Here is an 18,991-nt window from a genome sequence, read left to right as displayed (position 1 = left end):
AAGAGACCGCGATCGCCGGCTACGTCCGCTGGCACAACAAACGCTCCCAGCCCAAACGACGCTTCGCTGTCGACTCCAAAATCCGCCGACCCGATTACCTGCCCAACGTTGCTTGACGAGGCACTAGAACCCGATCCCGCGGGCGCGGAGCGCGGCTGCGAGCACGTTGGTCGCGCCGGCCGAATCGGCGCTGGCCATCACCTTGGGCCCGTCGACCTCGTCCGGTCGGGGCCGGGTGTCCTTGGGTAGCGAGGCGATGGCCAGGTCCAGCGCCGCAACATGATCGGCTGCGGTGTTTGAGCCGGCGTTCTCGGGCCTTAGCAGCCTAGACAGGGCTTCACCACAAGAGATGTCTGGCCGGTCCAGGTAACACAGCAATGGGTGGCAGCCGAAGCTCTTCTTCCATGTTGGTGGGGCGTCTTCCTTGTCTGAGTGCGCGGTCAGCAGGGTCGCGTCGAAGTGCATCCACACCTCTTTCGACAGGTCCAGGCCCGCGCCGGCTGCCCAGGCCCGCTCGCGGGCTTCGACGCGTGCCGCCCGCAATGCGTCCAGCCGGGCTCTGTGTCGACCTTGTCGACCACTCGCCACGCGGTCGTGTCGGAGGCGACCAGCCCGAACAGGCGCGGCTGGTCCCGCAGTGTCCGCAGATGCCGCAATGCGTCGCCGCCATCGGCGATCGTGACCGCGAGATCAACCAGCACCTGGCCGGGCGCGTGCAGTGGCGGCAGGCGGCTCTTACCATCCGCCGACATCTTGAACCGGGCCGTGCCCTTGCTAAACTGCACCGAGAGTGCCTTCCTGTTCGAGATCATTGGTTTTTCGCAAAACCCACTTCCCCTTACAGGCAAGGCGCTCTCGCCTTTTCACGTCACGTGTCGAACTAATTTCTGTGAAACGCCGAGGCTAGCCCGCAGACGTTATGGCGTCTTGCATGAGATTACGACGAAAACTTCACTCAAAGACCAAACATCGAACCCAGCAGACGCCTCTACTAAGGGTGCGGAATCGCGCGGGCGAATAACTCTGCGCGCAAGAGCTCGTCGCTTCGAAATGCACCGCTGAAGTGATTGGTTATCATTTCAGCTCCATATGCACAGGCGCCTCGGATCGTCATGCATGTGTGGGCCGCCCTAATAAGGCAGGCTGCCCCCTGTGGTTGCAAACAGTCGTTGAGGGCAGTCACGACCTGGTTCCCAATGCGTTCCTGCATCTGAGGTCTGGCAGCGTACTCCTGCACGATGCGGGCTAGCTTTGACAGTCCGACAATAGGCTGCCCTGTGTGGGGGAGGTACGCCACGGTAGCGTGGCCGACGAAGGGCAGCATGTGATGTTCGCAGACGGACACGATCGGGATGCCGACTGCCGCGATCAGAGCGGGTTCCCCTTCTGCTGGGAAGGTCACACGGAGATGGCGCTTCGGATCGACTTGGCAGCCGGACATAAGTTCTTGCAGGGCCTCGGTCAATCTACGCGGCGTCTCGATGGTCGACTCGTCGGCACACGGCAGGCCTAGCGCCGCTAGCATCGCCCGCGCAGCGGAGGCCGCGACAGAGACTTCTTCGGGAGCCGAATCGAGGGGAGAATCGCGGAGCGGTACCCGCCCAAGACTATCTATCATGGCCATAACTGATTTCTGTTGATTTGGTTTCTCTGTTCGTTATGCATAGAGTTCCGCAGCGGTGCGGTCCAGCTTGCGGCGTTCACGTGTGTCTCGTTGACTTTGACAGCGCTTAGCCATGATGATGCCGCGTGCGGGACTGAAGTAATGATGTCGCGTGCTACATTGGCGAGGAGCTGGGCGACGTTTTCTACAGTCGGCCATGCCAAATCCAGCGCGTATCGCTCTGGCGGTGAACTCGCAGCTCCCGCTCCGAAGCGGAATACCTTACAACCTTCGGCTGAGAGTGCGGTGTAGAGCGGATCCGAGTAGCCGAGCATGGCGCCATGATCGAGCCAGCTGTCGATCCAGGCCCGGATCTCGCGCTTGAGGACACCGAACTCAATGACGGTGCCGTCCGCGGTCTCCGACGCCGATACAGTGATCTCACACCACCAGGAATGACCGTGGAGGTTCTGACACTTCCCGCCCAGTACAGGGATCCGGTGAGCAGTTTCAAAGTTGTGCCGGACAGTCACGGAGTGCGTCATTTCGTGACCCATTCGACCTTCGCCCCGCCTTCGTGATCCACGGCGACTGAAACGGAAATTGCCGAATACCCGAGGCCGCGGAGATCAGTCCCAATCTGTTCCGCGACGTTTTCACAAGACGCTTCACCTAACTCTCGATCGCCAGCACCCCACCAGTGAGTCACATCCTCGGTCAGGGACATGAACTCCACGTCACGGTCATGATGCTCGACCATGACTTCGGCGCGAATCAAGAAGTGATGCCGATGGCGGTACGCCAGGTGGTCACGGTTCGGCGGAGCCGCTGGCCAGCGGTGGAATCCTGGTAAGAGCAGGTCGACCCAAATCGACGACCGGGTGGCCCGGTCCAGCTTGCCAATCATTGTCCGCTCCTTCGTGTTCTCGCTGTGAAGAAGACGCGAACATCGTCGGGGAAATCGTTGAATACTTGTGCACCTACAGATTTCGGCGGCCTGCCCGGGTGCCACTTCTCGGAGTCGGCGGGACATTCCACTAGTTTGATGTCGAATCGTCGAAGCAAATGCACCAACCAGAGACTGACTATCGTCGTACCGAGTAGACGCGCTGGGCACGCACGGGGGCCCACTCCAAACGGGAAGAAGTTGTCGGTGTTGGTTCGCTCGCCTGCACCATCGCCATCGAGAAATCGTTCAGGATGGAACTCTCTCGATTTCTCCCAGTATTTCTCGTCATGACCGAGGGCCGATATATTCGCCATGAGAATGGCGCCCTTAGGGATGAGGTGCCCCTGGGTGGTAACGATGTCCTCGGTGACCAATCGCGGTACGAGCGAGGGTGTCGGTGGCCGCAGTCGCATAGCCTCCTTGATGACCGCGTTCAAGTAGGTGAGACGGTCGAGGTCGGCGACGGTTGGTGCGGTCCGAGTGCCGAGAACGTTGTCGATCTCTGTGACTGTCCGATCCAGCGCCGCCGGACTCCGCAGGAGGAAAACCAGCGCGCGCATCACGGTGATATGCGTCGGGTTCATTGTCCCAAAGATGTTGTAAATCATGTAGGGCAGGGTCTCGTCGCTGCAGTGCGCACCCATCTTGCCTTGTTCGGCCGTGATCATGTGGTCGCGCTTACGTAGCAGCGAGTCCAGCACGCCAGTTGGCTGGGCTCCACCCGCCAGGGCGTCGCGCCGTAGGCGGATCTGAGCGGTGAAGAACCGGTGGAAGTAGCGGACGTGGCGTCGTACTGTCCAGAGTCTGACACGTGCCCACGGCCGCAGCAGGGGAAGGAAGTCTGCCAGTTGCGGCCCGAAATGGCTGGACTCGGCCTCGACCGCGGCGCGCAGTCTCATCTGTACGGAGCTGTGTTGGGCAGGAGGCGCCCCGGTGAGCAACCGCGTTGCGATGGCGAATTGCTCCACTTGCAGCAGGTCCCCGAATAGTTGCAATGGAGTAGATGCGGCACTCGCTGCTTCGATCCGATCCGTGATCGCCGTGAGTTCCTCGTTGAGAGCCGGGACCAAGTCGGGAAGGTGTCGCGGCTGGAGAAATCCCTGGATGAGCAGTCTGCGGCGAGCGTGCCATGCCGCTCCATTTCCGAGGAGCGTCGATTGTCCACCCCCGCTAATCACATCCGTGTTGACGAAACTCGGCCGCGCGCCGCAGGAGTCCGCATGCTTGACATAGACCTCCTCGAGGACATCAGGATCGGTGATCACGACGACTGTCCGGGACCCCAGTCGCAATGAGAATACCGAGCCGTAGCGTTGTGACAGAGAACTGAGATCTTTCAGAGAATGCAGGGGCACATCCAACAAATTCCCCAGCACTGGCAGCCCCCGTGGGCCCGGCGGCAGTGTCAGGTGGCGCATGACCCATCCGTCTCTTCGCGTCGGAGCAGCAGATATGCGTGCACGTAGTCCAGCCTGTGATTTTTCGGCTTCGCGATCACTAGGTTGCGGTAGCGTCGGTACAGCTCGTCGACGATGGTGGCGCGCTCGGCCGGCTGCTTGGTTTTGAGGGCGATCATGAACACTCCTTCACTCCATGAGCGAACGGCGGGAACGAGCCCGTCGGCGAGCAGCGCCGCGTTCCGATGACGCTGGAACGCGGCCGCATAGGGGCATCGAACAATGTTGGTTGAGCTGCTCACCAGAGTGAGTTGCCCACGAAGCGCACTCGATCGTTCGGAGAACGGTGTTTGGATCTCTGCCATGGTCCGGAAATACTGCGGGAAAGTCGCCGCCGCGCATTCTTGGTCTGACAACAGGCCGTCGCGGTACAACGATCTCCAGACGTTGTTGAGCGTGTCGAGGACGTTGGCTTTGCCAGTGTTGCCCACATAACGCCCGTGTCCATCGACGCACAAATTGGCGACGATCAGAAAGCCACCCGGAACGAGCTCTCGGGCGCGGTGTCGCAACAACGTGTCCCAGTCGGCTCGCGCCTGGTCGCGGAATTCCTGGAGTACGCTGCCACCAGCACTGACCGCGTGTATGTGGCCCGGGATCGCGCGAGGTGTCCGGCTCAGCCAATGCATAGCGGTAGCACTGAATCCGATCGTCACGCTCTCCGCCGGCAATACTTGACGGTAGAACGTGTCACCCACCGCAGTCACATAGACCTCGTCGAGGTCCGCCAGCAGACTGCGCGGCAAACCGCCGCCCGTAGGAGGCTCATCGTGCAACCAACGAAAGAGCGCTGAGTAGTCGTTCTCAGGCTGATCGCTGTAGACGACCTGCACGGTGACGTTCTGCGAACGCCATCGCAAACATCCTATGGTTGCACGGAATGCGTCGCCCGAATTCTGCCCGTCTGCTGCGCCGTAGTCGGCGATAACCAGCGGCCGACTGAGTGCGATCGGGACATGCGAGGCCGCCTTCAAGAGCATAGGGCGTGTTGCCTCGATGACCGCCCTGGCTCCTGCCGTATGGAGTGCGTAGTATCCATCGGCCTTCATCGTCGGCACTGCCGATGTCTTATCGGAAACGCTCTGCCCGTAACCCATGCCGACTCCAGACGTGGCACCTCAACACTCGTGTAGTGAGCGTGGGGTTGGAGTTGACCACCGAGACTCAGGGAACCCCCTTAGGTTGGACCCCAAGCTTTGCGCTCGTTACCGTCCGCGCCGTTCGGCTACGCAGGGCAATGAGTGTGGCGGCGAGAAACTGTTGCCGGCAGCCCAGATCGTGCCCCTCACCGACCCGCGCGCTACGCAGGAGTCATCCGCTGCGGGAAGAACGAGTTCACCATCGGGCAGGCGCCTAGGGCTACCGCTCATATCTACGGTCGAGGCAACGCCAAGCGCTGGGCATTGCTCCACGCGGATATTGGAGACGGCTATGTCCTCGAAGTGGTCGCGCAGTCGCCACCACACCCCTGCTGCGAAGGCTCCGCCCGCCACCTCTCATCAAACTCCGGCTGACCCCTACAAGCCAAGCAGAGCTACCCAAGCCCCGAAGCCAGGCGTCCGGCGGCGCAGGCATACATGGACCAGGCTCCGGACTCGCATGTGTACCGAGATTGGGCCCGACTGAACGAGGGTTACCGCCGCTTGGGTCTGCTCCACCCGGCCGCGGCTCAAGGTTCGGCCGACCATGCCTGAGCACGTGCTGTGTTCGGCCGGGGAGTAGGCCGGCGAACTGCCCGGCGGGGCGCTGGAATGGGTGGAAGCCCGGCCCGAACCCGGACCTCTATGTAGTCAAGATTTACCGCGGCCAAGTTTAGGGGGCGTGACTGGGGGTTGGTGCGGATGTGACTGCACGCCTGATGAACGAGTCTCAAATAGAGTTCTATCGCCCCGACAAGGCTGGCTGCACCCAACCCAGTCAACATTCCGATCTGTGAGAGCGGGACTCGCTGAGTAGCTCGCTCGAGAGAGTGGCGTCCAGAAGTTCAAATGGAGCGCAATGAACACTGAGTTGCAGAATATGGCAGCCGACGTGGCCATGGTTGAGCGCCTGATTGCGTTCCATCCAGAACTGGCCGACACTGCCTATCAAGTGCATATTCAGCTTGGTGGCGACATTGTAGTCGAGGTCCAAGGCTCCCACTACGAGGCAATGTTATGGGGCGCTGCCATTGACGGCCCAATCTATCCTTCTCACGTTGATATGCGAGGCGTCCGCCGACAGCTGGTCTTGGGGCGAGGCGTGCGAGTTCAAGTCAGCCAAGATACCAACCGTCGCTCGAGCTTCGGCGGTGCGACCGCGGCTTGAGGACTAGGCCTGTGCAACCCGTCACCTTCACATTGGTCAGTCTCAGCCGCCCAGAGATATTGACAAATTCCGGATGAAAGCATCCTATGCTAAACACTTCATATGCGTATGCAGTATTGTCAATGGCACTGGGTCAATGCCGCCACCAGTGCCTGCCAATCGTAGGAATTGATGAGGTGACTCGTTGGAATAGGCGAGGGTGAGGGTGTTAGGCCCGCCCCAAACGCGAGATGGCAGAGCAGCGTCGAAGGTCGGCTCGGATCGGCCAGTGCCGCGTCCTGTCACATCGGACCTGGAGACCTTCCGCGACTACGCCAAGGACCGGCGCGTCATCCCGGTGACGCGCCGGCTGCTGGCCGACGCGGAGACCCCGATCGGCGTCTACGGCAAGCTTGCGGCTGAGCGCGAAGGCACCTTCCTGCTGGAGTCGGCGGAGAACGGCGGCGTCTGGTCGCGGTACTCGTTCATCGGCGTCCGCAGCGCCGCCACGCTGACCGAGCGGGACGGCCAGGCGATCTGGACCGGCAACCCGCCCGTCGGCCTGCCCCAGACCGGTGACCCGCTGCAGGCGCTTCGCGAGACGCTGGAGATCCTGCACACCCCACGCCTGCCCGACCTGCCCCCGCTGACCGGCGGCATGGTCGGTTTCCTCGGGTACGACGCCGTCCGCCGGCTGGAGAAGTTGCCGGACACAACGACCGACGACCTCGGCCTGCCCGAGCTGACCTTCCTGTTCGCGACCGATCTGGCCGCGCTCGACCACGAGACCGGCGAGATCTGGCTGATCGCGAACGCGGTCAACTGGGACGACTCCGACGAGCGCGTCGACGAGTCGTACGCCGACGCCGTCGGCCGGCTCGACGCGATGGAGCGCGACCTGGCGCAGCCGACCCCGTCGTACGTCGTCAGGGCGGATCGCCAGGCGCAGCCCGACCCGCACCGGCAGCGCTCCAGCGCGGAGTACCGGGAGGCTTCAATTTCAGCCGAGCTCACCTTCAGCCCTCCTCGATTGACGCTATCGCCGATCCGTCCGAGCACATGCAATGCATGACCACTTTCCCCGACAGGAAGACCACCATGACCAGCCAGCCCGTGATCAAGTCCTTCCCGAAGCCGTCCGAACTGACGGTGCCGCCGGGCGCCGAGGGCTGGGAGAAGCTGTACCCGTACAACCTGGCCTTCCAGAACCTCGGCGGCGCCGAGGACGAGAAGTTCTGGTTCTGCGACAGCCAGCACTGGCCGACCGTTTTCAAGCCCTTCGAGACCATCGGCGGCGAGTTCGCGGTCAAGTGTCTCGGGCAGTACAACACCAGGCATCTGCTGATCCCGCCGGCCAACGGCATCGAGTTCAAGATTCATCTGGGCTACCTGTACATGAGTCCTGTGCCGGTGGCAGAGGAGGAGATCGCCGCTCGGGTTCCCGAGTTCGAGCGGCGGGCTGGGCACTACTTCCAGAACTGGGACAGCCTGCTCGACGGCTGGCATGCGAAGGTGCTCGGCACGATCGACGAGATGGAGTCGCTCTCGTTCACCGCGCTCCCGGACGTGGTGCCGTTCGAGGACATCGTGGCAGGCAAGGCCAAGGACGGCTCCGAGGTTCTGATGGAGAACTACGACCGGTTGATCCAGCTCTGCTACCAGAACTGGCAGTACCACTTCGAGTTCCTCAACCTCGGCTACCTCGCCTACCTGGACTTTTTCGGCTTCTGCAAGGAGCTGTTCCCCGGCATTCCCGACCAGGCCATTGCGAAGATGGTGCAGGGCGTGGACATGGAGTTGTTCCGGCCCGACGACGAGCTGAAGAAGCTCGCAGTGCTAGCGGTTGAGCTCGGTCTTCAGAGTGCCTTCGAGGACACCGACGACGTCGCGGGAACGCTCAACCGGGTACGAGCCGCAGATGGAGGTCAGGAGTGGGCTGATGCCTACCTCGGTGCGCAGGATCCCTGGTTCAACTTCACCGTCGGCAACGGCTTCTACGGCCACGACAAGTACTGGATCGACCACCAGGAGATCCCGCTCGGGTACATCAAGGACTACATCCGCCGCGTCGAGGAAGGCCACGACATCATGCGGCCGGTTGATGCGCTGGTGGCCGAGCGGGACCGAGTCGTCGCCGAGTACCGGGAGTTGGTCGGTGCTGACCAGCAGGCGCAGTTCGATGCGAAGCGAGGGCTTGCAGCCACGGCCTACCCGTACGTGGAGAACCACAACTTCTACATCGAGCACTGGACCATGGGCGTCTTCTGGCGCAAGGTTCGCGAACTCGGGAAGGTCTTCGCCGTCGCCGACTTCTGGGCGGCCCCCGAGGACATGCTCTACCTGACCCGCAACGAGGTCCGCGACGCGCTCTTCGACCTGGTCACCGGTTGGGCCGTCGGGGCTGAGCCGACCGGACCCCACTACTGGCCCCAAGAAGTCGAGCGTCGGCGGGGCATCATCGACGCGCTGTCGAGTCAGCGTCCGCAGCCGGCGCTGAATACGCCTCCGGCGCAGATCACCGAGCCGTTCACGATGATGCTCTACGGAATCACCACCGAGCAGGTGCGCCAGTGGCTCGGCTCGGACCAGGACACCGATGACGGATCCATCAGGGGCATGGCGGCTTCGCCAGGCGTTGTTGAGGGGCGCGCCCGGGTGATCACGCATGCCGATCAACTGGGGGAGGTGCAGGAGGGCGAGATTCTCGTCGCCACCATCACCGCACCGTCGTGGGGCCCGATCTTCGGCAAGATCAAGGCGACGGTCACCGACATCGGCGGCATGATGAGTCACGCCGCCATCGTCTGTCGTGAGTACGGCCTGCCCGCTGTCACCGGTACCGGTACTGGCTCCACGACCATCACGACCGGCCAGCTCCTCCGGGTGGACGGGACCGCCGGCCGCGTCGAGATCCTCGAGGCCTGAGCGCTATGACTCCGGTGCGGTTGGAGGGCGCCGGCCGCACAGTTCTCATCACCGGCGCGGCAGGCGGTCTGGGGCGGGCCTTCGCCCTCGGTTTTGCTGCGCGCGGTTACCGGGTCGCAGTCGGCGACGTCGACGCCGAAGGGGTCGAGGAGACTGCTCGACTGGTCAAGGACACCGGGGCGCATGTGTGGCACGGCCTGGCCGACGTCACGTCGGCGGCCTCCATCGGGTCGGCGGCAGCAGCGGTGGCGGAGTTCGGCGCGGGGCACATCGACGTACTGGTGAACAATGCGGCCGTCTACGGCACTGTCACCCGATCCCCGCTGGAGGCGATCGACCCGGCCGAGTGGGACCAGGTGATGGCGGTGAACCTCAAAGGCCCGTGGCTGTGCGTCCGGGCCTGCTCGCCCTACCTTCCCGAAGGAGGGCGGGTGGTGAACCTGTCCTCCGCGACCGTCTACAGCGGCTCGGAGGACTGGTTGCACTATGTCGCCTCCAAAGGCGGCGTGATCGCACTCACCCGCGTGATGGCCAAGGAACTCGGACGGCGTTCGATCACGGTGAATGCCATCGCTCCTGGCTTCACGCTCACTGAGGCGAGCTATGGCTTGGTCGAGGACGCAGACAGCTATGGCGTGGAGCGTGGTGCGTTACGTCGCTCCGGCCAGCCGGAGGACATCGTCGGCGCGGCGCTGTTTCTCGCCGGCGGGGACAGCTCTTATCTGACAGGCCAGACGCTCGTCGTCGACGGCGGACGTCAGTTCGTCTGACCTTGGATAGGAGTTCCTAGATGCCTCGTATCACCTACACCGACAGCACTGGCGGCGCCCGCACACTCGAAGCGACCGTGGGCGACTCGGTCATGGAGACTGCGGTTCGCAACGGTGTGCCCGGCATTGTCGCGGAATGCGGCGGCTCCCTGTCATGCGCCACCTGCCACGTGTACGTCGCCCAGGACGACTTGGCTGCGCTGCCAGCAATGGAGGAGATGGAGGACGAGATGTTGTACGGCGCGGCGTGCGACCGCCAGGACACCTCCCGTCTGTCCTGCCAGCTCCGGGTGACCGACAGCATGGATCTCCATGTGACGACACCTGAGACGCAGGTGTGAAGATGGCCGACGGATTGCTCATCGTCGGTGCCTCGCAGGCGGGCGTGCAACTGGCGGTCTCACTGCGGGCTCTGGGCTATACCGAGCCGATCACCCTGCTCGGTGAAGAGAACCACCGGCCGTACCAGCGGCCGGCGCTATCCAAGGAGTTCTTGCAGGGTGCGATCACCAAGGAGTCGTTGATCTTCCGATCACAGGCCTATTGGGACGAGCACCGGATCACCGTCGTTAAGAACGAGCGGATCATCAGGATCGACAAGCAGCCGGACGGTTCCAGAACTGCACGCTCACGGTCGGGGCGGGAGTTCGCCTTCGGCCGGCTTGCGCTGACCATCGGCGCCCGCGCCCGCAGGCTGCCTCTCGAGGGTGCGGACCTGCCGGGCGTGCTCTACCTGCGGAACGCCGATGACGCGCTCGAGCTCAGGGCGCGAGCGCAGTCGGCATCCGACGTTGTCGTCGTGGGCGGTGGCTTCATCGGCATCGAGGCGGCGGCTAGCCTGCACAAGATGGGCAAGCATGTCACGCTCGTCGAAGCCGGCCCACGCCTGATCGGACGGGCAGTCGGAGCGGAGACCTCGGAGTTCCTCCTCAAGTACCACGCTGCGCAGGGGATCGACATTCTCCTCGGCTCCCAGATCAAGCGGATCATCGCGAAGGGGGACGCGGTCCGCGGCGTCGATGCCGACGGCTGGCTGATACCGGCCGACATCCTTCTCATCGGCGTCGGGGTCGTACCCAACACGGAACTCGCGGAGTCGATAGGGCTCGACTGCGACAACGGCATCCGCGTCGACGAGTACGCGGTCGCCACGGACGGCTTCACGGTGGCCGTCGGCGACTGCGCCAACTTGCCCAACCCGGTGCCGGGTGCACCGGCGGGCGATCGGGTCCGATTCGAGAGCGTCAACAATGCCATCGAGCACGCCAAGGTGGCCGCATACGCCATCACCGGCCGCCCGGAAGAGTACGTCGGCATCCCGTGGTTCTGGTCCAACCAAGGCGAACTCAAGCTTCAGATCGTCGGATTGTCGGCGGGCCACGACCGCACGCTGGTCCGCCGCGACGACGACGCGGGCATATTTTCGGTCCTGTACTACCGCGGCGACAACGTGATCGCCGCCGACTGCGTGAACACACCGCTGGACTTCATCGCGGTCAAAGTCGCGCTCGCCATGGGCGCCGCCATCCCGTACGGCGCGGCCGCCGACCCGGCCACACCGTTGAAGTCCATCACCGTCGAGCCCTGACCATCCGACCGGAAAGGAGTTCGCGATGACCTCGCCTCTTCCGCCGACGCCGGTGCCTACACCGCATCCGGTGGACACCTCGCCGATCGCGTTGACCCCGGCCTACGGCGACGACCTCGACCCTGTCTGGGCGGCGGTAGTGCCCGAGACTCGCGCTCGGGCGAACGACATCCATTTGCCGATCTCGCTGGCCTACGCCGAGCGGCTCTGCGCGGGCTATCCCAAGGCCGACTCGCTGTTGGTGAGGGTGTCGATCCTGCTGCATGACACCGGCTGGGGCCGGGTCGATGAATCCCGGATCATCAGCGAGGGCTTCAGCGGTGCCTGGCGCAGGGCCGCGATCCGCTACGAGCACGAGAAGCAGGGCTGCCTGATCGCTCGCGAGGTCATGCCGCCCCTGGGCTACAGCGAACGGTTCATCGAGGACGTCTGCGCGATCATCGACGGCTATGACACCCGCAACGAGGCCAGGTCACTGGAGGATGCACTCGTCCGGGATGCAGACCGGCTCTGGCGGTTCGACCAGGCCGGGATCGCGCTTGCATCCGACTGGTTCGGGATGGACCCTGCGACGTACTGCGACCGGCTTGCCGCCGAGATCGTCCCGGAGCTCCTGACCGAGGCCGGCATCGCCATGGCCACGGCCGCTCTCGTCCGGTCGATGGCCCTGCTCAAGACGGGCGTGCTGCGATGAACCGGCGGATCTCCCTCAAGCTGCCGTGGACCCATGTCGACGATCACTACATCGACGGGGAGTGGCGCAGATCCACTGGCGACCGCCGCGCCGAGGTCGTCGATCCCTCGACGGAAGAGGTCTGGGGGTCAGTCCCGGAGGCGACGTTGGCCGACATTGACGCGGCGATGGCTGCGGCCGACCTAGCCTTCCGCTCGGGGTCGTGGCCGCGGCTGACACCGTCTGAGCGGGCGACATACATGCTCCGGATCGCTGACGAGATCGAGCATCGTGCAGAGCCGCTCGCCTTCACCAACAGCCGCGAGAACGGCGCGCCACTGGCGGAGACGAAAGGCGCAGCCGCAAACGCGGCTGGGGTTTTCCGTTACTTCGCTGGTCTCGCGGACTATCTTGAGCGCGAAGACGTCCGGCCGTTCCCGAGCGGTGGGGCCGAGTCGCTCGTACGGCGCGATCCCGTGGGTGTCTGTTCCCTCATCGCACCATGGAACTTCCCGATCAGCCTGGTGGTCATCAAGCTCGCCCCCGCGCTGCTAGCCGGCTGCACCGTTGTGATCAAGCCGGCCTCGCCGACACCGCTGTCGATCCGCTTCGTCGTCGACGCGATCGACGCTGCCGGTGTGCCCGCTGGGGTGGTCAACCTGATCACTGGATCGGGTGCGGTCGGCGACGCGCTGATCCGGCACCCGCTCACGGCGAAGGTCGCCTTCACCGGTTCGACCCCGGTTGGGCGGAAGATCGCGGCCGTCTGTGGCGAACTGCTGCGCCCGGTAACACTCGAACTGGGCGGGAAATCGTCGGCCATCGTGCTTCCCGACGCCGACCTGGATGCGATGTCGGCAGTGCTCATCCGCTCGTGTCTTCGCAACACCGGTCAGACCTGCTACATCTCGACGCGGATCCTGGCACCCGCCGAGCGATACGACGAGGTCGTCGCGATGGTGACCCGGGTGGTCGTAGGTGCGAAGCTGGGTGATCCGCTCGACGAGGACACGGTGTTCGGACCGGTGGCGACCAAAGCGCAATTCGACACGGTGGTGGGCTTCCTGAAGTCGGCTCACGAGCAGGGCGCTCGCGCGACCACCGGCGGCCAAGCGGCAGATGTGAAGCAGGGCTACTACGTCGAGCCGACAGTATTCGCCGATGTCACGCCGCGGATGCGTATCGCGCGCGAGGAAATCTTCGGGCCGGTGATCAGCATCCTGCGCTACGAGACGCTGGACGAGGCAATCGCGCTCGCCAACGAAACTAGCTTCGGTCTCGGCGGACTGGTCTTCTCCGACGACCCGGTCAACGCGCTGACGGTCGCGGAGCGGATGGACACCGGATCCGTCGGCATCAACTTCTTCGCGTCGAACCACAGCGCGCCCTTCGGCGGCCGGCATGACTCCGGCCTCGGTGTGGAGTACGGCGTGGAGGGGCTGTCGGCGTACGTGACCTACAAGTCGATCCACCGCAAGGCCAACCCAGCGAACCAAGGGAGGTGACAGGGGCGAGCCATGGAGCCACAGGCCGGCTGGTGTTGTACCAATGCGCCCAGTCGGCGGTGGTGGTCTCAACGTGGCTGAGGCTGGTCAGCAGACCGTGGCGAAATGGTGATTCGTCGCGGATGGATTCGGTCTTGTAGAGCCGAATGTTGGTCTCGGCCAGGGCGTTGAGGCCCTATGTCAAGGGGCCTTGGCGAGAGCGTGTTCGGTGGTCAGTGCGGCTCGGATGATGGAGAAGGTCTCGCGGGCGATGTAGCGCTTGAGGGCTCGGAGTGTGTCCTTGCGGCTGCCGCCTTACCGGTGTCGCTGGTCGCCGAATTTCGCCTGGTGCCGCACAGAGCTGCGAGGGGCGGCGTCGCTGTGGAGCCGGTCAGGGTTACCGTCGATTGGATCGCTCTCGCCTTTGCGGCGCCGGGTGGCTCGATCAGGCCGGTTGACTTCGAAGACACCGCTAGAGACGCTTGATGGATACCATCGTATAGACGCCCGAAGAATCGCCCGGGTTTGGAACATGTAGTTCGACAGCCGCTCCTGGTATTCCTGCGTCGGCTAGAACGCGAAGATAGTCGGCTGTTGATCTAGGGATGATCCCTTTCCAGCCGAGGCCGTGCTGAACGAAATCGACTTCCGGGCTGTCAGTAGACATGTTGCCAGTGACGAAGATGGAGCCAGAGGTCAGGGAGTCATAGATCGTCGCGTGAAATTCCTCGGCGGACATTAGCCCTACCTTCCTCATCAATGAACGTTGCCGTCGCTCCGTTTCGACACGCGCACCCTCTGCGGGAATATACTCAGCAACTCCCATCATTTCGACTACATGAGGTCGAGCCTTGGACAGAAACGAACGTAGGTCGACCTTGTTCAGAAAGTTTGTGCGAACGCTATTGAACTTCAGCTGAGTAAATCGCGTAGACGCGAGATGCTCGGCAACAGCAAGCGATGATGGATTGAGGTCTGCACCGTAGACCGTGATCATCGGACTGTTGGCAGTGCCGAATTCTTGCAGAAGGGCCGCTGCGGCGGCGTCCATCATTGGCTCCCCAGTACCGGAGCCAACGCTCGCGATCCGCAGCGGGCCACGCCTGAACATCGCAGCGTTCTCGGCTAAGTGGCTGCGGATTATTTCGGCTTCCTCCGCAGCGCGTTCGCGCACACCCCAGCCATCATTGGCGCCGCCGGTGAGTGCACGCAAGAACTTCGAGTTTGGAAGCTCGACGATTCCTCCGTCACGTTTGTTATGCAGGATCGTTGGCGTGTCCGACCATGGCTGTGCAACGACACGCAACTGCTCCGCGTCGGGTAGAGACTGGATCCACCGACCGAAACCTGGATCGAGGTCGATGAGTCCTTTTGTAACGACAGTAGGCCTTCTTCCCCGTCTGGGCCGGCAAGATGAAAGATAGGTCAGGACGGCTTCGTTGGTGGTCGCAAGCCTGTTCGTCGTCTTCAAGATCTCCGCAACAAAGTCGCTGGCCGCCGCGGCCACAAGCGGGTTGTTGTCGATGAACGGATCGGTGGAGCCGTAGGCGACAACCCGTTGCGGAATCCAGCCATTCGGCAACCTGTACGGCTCTGGGTCAATCTGCAAATGCCTGGTGGTGATCGCACGCTTGTCCGCTGAAGGTTCATTTATGTCGCAAGCGTCAACGGTGCCGCGAAATCGGTCGCCCGCTATTCCGACTTGCTCGCTTGCCCACGAGGCTAATTCGGAAACAGCTGCGCCCTCGCTATGAGGAGATCCAACCAGAAATTTCACGAATCCGCCCTAGGGAAGATGGAGTGTCGAGATCCAGGGTCGCCAGGTTCACCAGCTGGAGACACCTGGGAAGGTCCCCATGTCTCGCCCCCTAGTACTGCAGCCGGAGTTTGTGATGTTGGGTTGAGCCGGTGATTTGGGGGTCTGGGTTGTCGCGGTTGAGACGTCGCTGGTAGTGGCATCGTTCGGTGCGGTGTTGGTGTTGTCGTCGCCAGGTTGAGCGGTGGAGCAGGTGGGTGATGTCGCGGATCGGTGTGATGAGCCCAGTGGTGGATAGGTTCCGGATTTCGTTGCAGGTCAGCTGGATCCAGCCGGTCGGGGCTGGTCTGTGGGTGTGTTCGGTGGCGGTGAGGACGGTAAGGAAGGCGTGGGCGGGCATCGACGGTATGGTCGCGCGGTGCCGTGAGGTCCGGCGGCGGACCTGGTGTTGTTCCCGGCCGGTTCGCCGGTGCGGTTGTTGCGCCGCACCAGCTGGCTGTGGCGCCCGTGCAGGTCGGGGTCGATGGCCAGCTAGGCTCAGTCGTTGTAGCGGGGTCATTGGCGCCGTCGCCGCAGGAGTACTGCACGCCAGGCGTGCCGGGGAATCAGCGTGGCCGCTTGATCGGTCCGGAATCTGCCGGCCGCCGTGACCACGTCGCGGTTGCAACCGATCGCCAGCACACACCCGGGGCAGTCCCCCCGACACCGCGTGTCTCTTGTCGGGTAGCCCGAGCGCATTGCTGCGCCCGGGCCCCCTCAGAACCGGACGTGCGACTTTCACCGCATCCGGCTCAAGCAAGCCCCGAGGGCGTCTTTTTGCTGATTGCTGCTGGACCCGTCGCCTGGACGTTGCTGTCGGCAACGGGTGTGGATGAGGCGGTGCGTGGTCAGATCGTCGTCATCGTCGAGACGTTCCATAGCCAGTGCATCCTTGCGGAGTGCTCTGGTGATGGTCCGGGGCCACTGTTCCCACTCGCGCGGGGACTGTGGACCGTTGTCGGCGTGCAGCAGGAACATCCCACAAACTGGGCAACGTCCGTGCTGTCGTAGCAGCAGGGACGCGGTGGATCCGCCCAGCAGTGAATAGGTCTTGCGGCGCCGTTGCGCCCAGTACTGGTCCAGGGCAGGTCATCTGGCGACGCCGTGCCCATGACCAGCCGGTGACGGACGATCTTTGTCCAGACGAACCGGCGGAGGTAGATGCCGCTGTCGCGGTCACCGAAGACCCACCGGTCTTGCCTGGACGGGTTGAACATACCGAAGTACTTGTCAACGACCCAGCGCCTCGGCTTGTTCTGGTGGGCGCGCAATGCCCACCGGTAGAGATGCCCCCACAGGTGATGATCGACCGTGGAGAACACCTCTTTGGAGACCGCGCTGCGGTAGTAGGCGGCCCAGCCCCGGATGATCGGGTTGAGTCGCCGGATCACCGCTTCGGCGTTGGCTCCCCGAAGAGAGCGCACCTCAGTGGCGAGCCGCTGCCGTATCCGCTTCACCGCCGCCGGACTGGGTTTTATGAGCAGCTTGCCGCGATAGCGGCGGATGTTGAACCCCAGAAAGTCGAAACCCTGCTCGACGTGGACGATGTGGGTCTTGTCCTCGTTGAACGCCAGGCCTCGTGGGGCCAGCCACTCACCCAGCCGCTGCCAGACCTGTTCGGCCTGGTGCCTGGTGTGACACATGACGACGAAATCGTCGGCGTATCGCACCAGCACTGGCGAGTCCGGCCTCGTCTCGACCCCGTAGGTGTCGTGACGCAGATACCGGACCCCGGCGGCTTGTTCCATCCCGTGCAGCGCGATGTTGAGCAGCATCGGGCTGACCACCCCGCCTTGTGGAGTGCCCTCCTCGGTCGGGGTGAACCGGCCCCGCTCGACCACGCCCGCAGCCAGCCAGCCCGCGATGAGTCCCCGCGCGGGGAACCCACCCAGATGGGTTAGGAGACGGTCGTGGTTGATGCGGTCGAACGCCGCTGACAGGTCCGCGTCCAGCACCCACTGCCGCTTGGCCCAGCGGCCCTTGAGCGTCCAGTAGGTCGCCTCGATCGCGTCGTGACAGCCACGTCCGGGCCGGAACCCGTACGAGCGCGGCTCGAACCGCGCTTCCCACTCAGGCTCCAAAGCGTTCGCGACCCGGGCTTGCTGCACCCGGTCCCGCAACACTGGAATCCCCAGTGGACGCTGCTTCCCATTCGCCTTCGGGATATAGACCCGCTTGACCGGCCGGGCCAGCCAGGGCGCGGTGTGTCGGTGGAGGTCCACCGCCAACGCCGCCCTGTCTCGTGAGATCAACGCGACCTCACCGTCGATGCCCGCCGTCTTGCGGCCAGCGTTGTGCTGCGTTACCCGCCGCACGCTGTGAAGCGTGTTCGACCGGCTCCGCAGCATCAGCTTCTGCAGGTTGCGAACCCGCTTGAGATCCCCATCCTGCGACGCCTTGAAGATCCGTCGCCGCAACCGCCCTACGTCGTCCTCGACCGAGCGCCACCAGATCGCGTCCCAGTCGAGGTTGTCGTCTCGCGGTCCGTTCACCACATCGGTGTCCAACTTGCCCGCAAGTACCGGTGTTGCCATCGTCGCTTCTCCAAAGGCTCACCTGGCCCACGTCAGCCACCCAATGTCGGTCCGGGCAGCACCCGGTATCCGGCCAGTTATCCAAACCCCACCGCTGAAGGAGCGGCCTGCTGGGCGTGGTTTCCTGCTGCCTTTCGGCCACCGGCATTAGCTTCTTGGGCCATCCTGTTCCCGCCCAGGCGTTCGGTCTTCCTCACGGTCGACCCACCGAACCACCGGCCCGGACCAAAGCGGGGTTTCCACGTTCCACATGCGCAAGACACGACCGGGGAGGGTGCCGCCTATATCCCGGGGCCGGCGGTGTTCACACGACCGGTTAGGTGCCCCCGGTCGCCGCCTGCCGCTTCACAGCGACCAGCCCTGCACCCCGGCACCGCATCCACCTATCCGGGGCTCACTTTGACGAGATGTCATCAGCGGTTCACTCACGTTCACCCGTCCGGCCTTCCCCTCACCTGCCACCCCCGGATGGAACGAGGACAACTTGGGCTTTCCCCTGAGCTTCGCACCCCGCCGTTACCAGCGACGCACGTCAGGGCGGGGACGAGCCACGAACACTGCCCGGGCTACGTCATCGACAACACCGCCGACCTCCAACCAACGCGCCACTTAACGCATGCAACCTCGTGTCGCACCACCTACGAAGCGCCTTCCCTCTCGGGCCATTCTGAGACCTAGGCAAGTCCAGAATCCCTTGCAGGTAAGGCATTTCTCTACATCCACGACGCGTGTCGCCTCCCGATCACATCGTGACTGCAAAGCCAGGGCTAGTGCCTCGTCAAGCAACGTTGGGCAGGTATTCGGGTCGGCGGATTTTGGAGTCGACAGCGAAGCGTCGTTTGGGCTGGGAGCGTTTGTTGTGCCAGCGGACGTAGCCGGCGATCGCGGTCTCTTGGGCGGTGTGGCTGGGGTAGTCACTGCCGTCGA

Annotated in this window: 14 protein-coding genes and 1 pseudogene; 8 read left to right on the top strand and 7 right to left on the bottom strand. The window is 63.6% G+C overall.

Annotation, left to right across the window (positions count from 1 at the left end; all coding sequences use genetic code 11):
• Positions 1–123: 123 nt before the first annotated feature.
• The 5 genes from G3I17_RS40210 to G3I17_RS38800 all read right to left on the bottom strand — a co-directional run bounded on the left by G3I17_RS40210 (position 124) and on the right by G3I17_RS38800 (position 5,106).
• Positions 124–543, bottom strand: coding sequence for a transposase (locus G3I17_RS40210; protein WP_203591343.1), 420 nt, complete (start codon positions 541–543; stop codon positions 124–126).
• A gap of 1,071 nt (positions 544–1,614) precedes the next feature.
• Positions 1,615–2,136, bottom strand: coding sequence for a 6-carboxytetrahydropterin synthase (locus G3I17_RS38815; RefSeq protein ID WP_343238562.1), 522 nt, complete (start codon positions 2,134–2,136; stop codon positions 1,615–1,617).
• 8 nt (positions 2,137–2,144) lie between these two features.
• Positions 2,145–2,510 carry a hypothetical protein gene (locus G3I17_RS38810; protein WP_164604359.1) on the bottom strand — a complete coding sequence of 122 codons (366 nt, stop codon included), beginning with the start codon at positions 2,508–2,510 and terminating at the stop codon, positions 2,145–2,147.
• Positions 2,507–3,970: a cytochrome P450 gene (locus tag G3I17_RS38805; protein ID WP_164604356.1), complete on the bottom strand. Its 1,464-nt coding sequence runs from the start codon at positions 3,968–3,970 to the stop codon at positions 2,507–2,509. The genes G3I17_RS38810 and G3I17_RS38805 overlap by 4 nt, the downstream gene beginning before the upstream one ends.
• Positions 3,958–5,106, bottom strand: a complete 1,149-nt coding sequence (locus G3I17_RS38800; protein ID WP_164604354.1) for a class I SAM-dependent methyltransferase — start codon at positions 5,104–5,106, stop codon at positions 3,958–3,960. The genes G3I17_RS38805 and G3I17_RS38800 overlap by 13 nt, the downstream gene beginning before the upstream one ends.
• A 901-nt stretch (positions 5,107–6,007) precedes the next feature.
• Here G3I17_RS38800 and G3I17_RS38795 point away from each other — a divergent pair.
• From G3I17_RS38795 to G3I17_RS38760, 8 genes and pseudogenes are all read left to right on the top strand, one after another.
• Positions 6,008–6,316, top strand: coding sequence for a hypothetical protein (locus G3I17_RS38795; RefSeq protein ID WP_164604352.1), 309 nt, complete (start codon positions 6,008–6,010; stop codon positions 6,314–6,316).
• Positions 6,317–6,584: 268 nt separating this feature from the next.
• A pseudogene (locus G3I17_RS38790) lies at positions 6,585–7,211 on the top strand (anthranilate synthase component I); the annotation flags it as partial.
• 182 nt (positions 7,212–7,393) lie between these two features.
• A complete protein-coding gene (locus G3I17_RS38785) occupies positions 7,394–9,220 on the top strand; it encodes a PEP-utilizing enzyme (protein WP_164604350.1) in 1,827 nt (608 codons plus the stop codon).
• Positions 9,221–9,225: 5 nt separating this feature from the next.
• Entirely contained in the window at positions 9,226–9,990 is a 765-nt protein-coding gene (locus G3I17_RS38780) for an SDR family oxidoreductase (RefSeq protein WP_164604347.1), read from the top strand.
• A 20-nt stretch (positions 9,991–10,010) separates the two neighbouring features.
• Positions 10,011–10,331 carry a 2Fe-2S iron-sulfur cluster-binding protein gene (locus G3I17_RS41425; RefSeq protein ID WP_164604344.1) on the top strand — a complete coding sequence of 107 codons (321 nt, stop codon included), beginning with the start codon at positions 10,011–10,013 and terminating at the stop codon, positions 10,329–10,331.
• A gap of 2 nt (positions 10,332–10,333) precedes the next feature.
• Positions 10,334–11,578 (top strand): FAD-dependent oxidoreductase, encoded by a 1,245-nt coding sequence (locus G3I17_RS38770; RefSeq protein WP_164604342.1) that lies wholly within the window; start codon positions 10,334–10,336, stop codon positions 11,576–11,578.
• Between the two features lie 25 nt (positions 11,579–11,603).
• Positions 11,604–12,272 carry an HD domain-containing protein gene (locus G3I17_RS38765; RefSeq protein WP_164604339.1) on the top strand — a complete coding sequence of 223 codons (669 nt, stop codon included), beginning with the start codon at positions 11,604–11,606 and terminating at the stop codon, positions 12,270–12,272.
• Positions 12,269–13,756, top strand: a complete 1,488-nt coding sequence (locus G3I17_RS38760; RefSeq protein ID WP_164604336.1) for an aldehyde dehydrogenase family protein — start codon at positions 12,269–12,271, stop codon at positions 13,754–13,756. The genes G3I17_RS38765 and G3I17_RS38760 overlap by 4 nt, the downstream gene beginning before the upstream one ends.
• A 451-nt stretch (positions 13,757–14,207) precedes the next feature.
• Here the strand turns inward: G3I17_RS38760 and G3I17_RS38750 are convergent, their stop codons facing one another.
• Both G3I17_RS38750 and ltrA read right to left on the bottom strand, forming a co-directional pair.
• Positions 14,208–15,512, bottom strand: a complete 1,305-nt coding sequence (locus G3I17_RS38750; protein ID WP_164604333.1) for a hypothetical protein — start codon at positions 15,510–15,512, stop codon at positions 14,208–14,210.
• 866 nt (positions 15,513–16,378) lie between these two features.
• Positions 16,379–18,064 carry a group II intron reverse transcriptase/maturase gene (ltrA, locus tag G3I17_RS38745; protein WP_239063337.1) on the bottom strand — a complete coding sequence of 562 codons (1,686 nt, stop codon included), beginning with the start codon at positions 18,062–18,064 and terminating at the stop codon, positions 16,379–16,381.
• Positions 18,065–18,991 lie beyond the last annotated feature (927 nt).

Origin of the sequence: Streptomyces sp. SID13031 (assembly GCF_010548305.1) — a bacterium.
GTDB lineage: Bacteria > Actinomycetota > Actinomycetes > Propionibacteriales > Kribbellaceae > Kribbella.
Note: the sequence above shows the minus strand (reverse complement) of the source record. Positions and strands in the feature narration are given on the sequence as shown.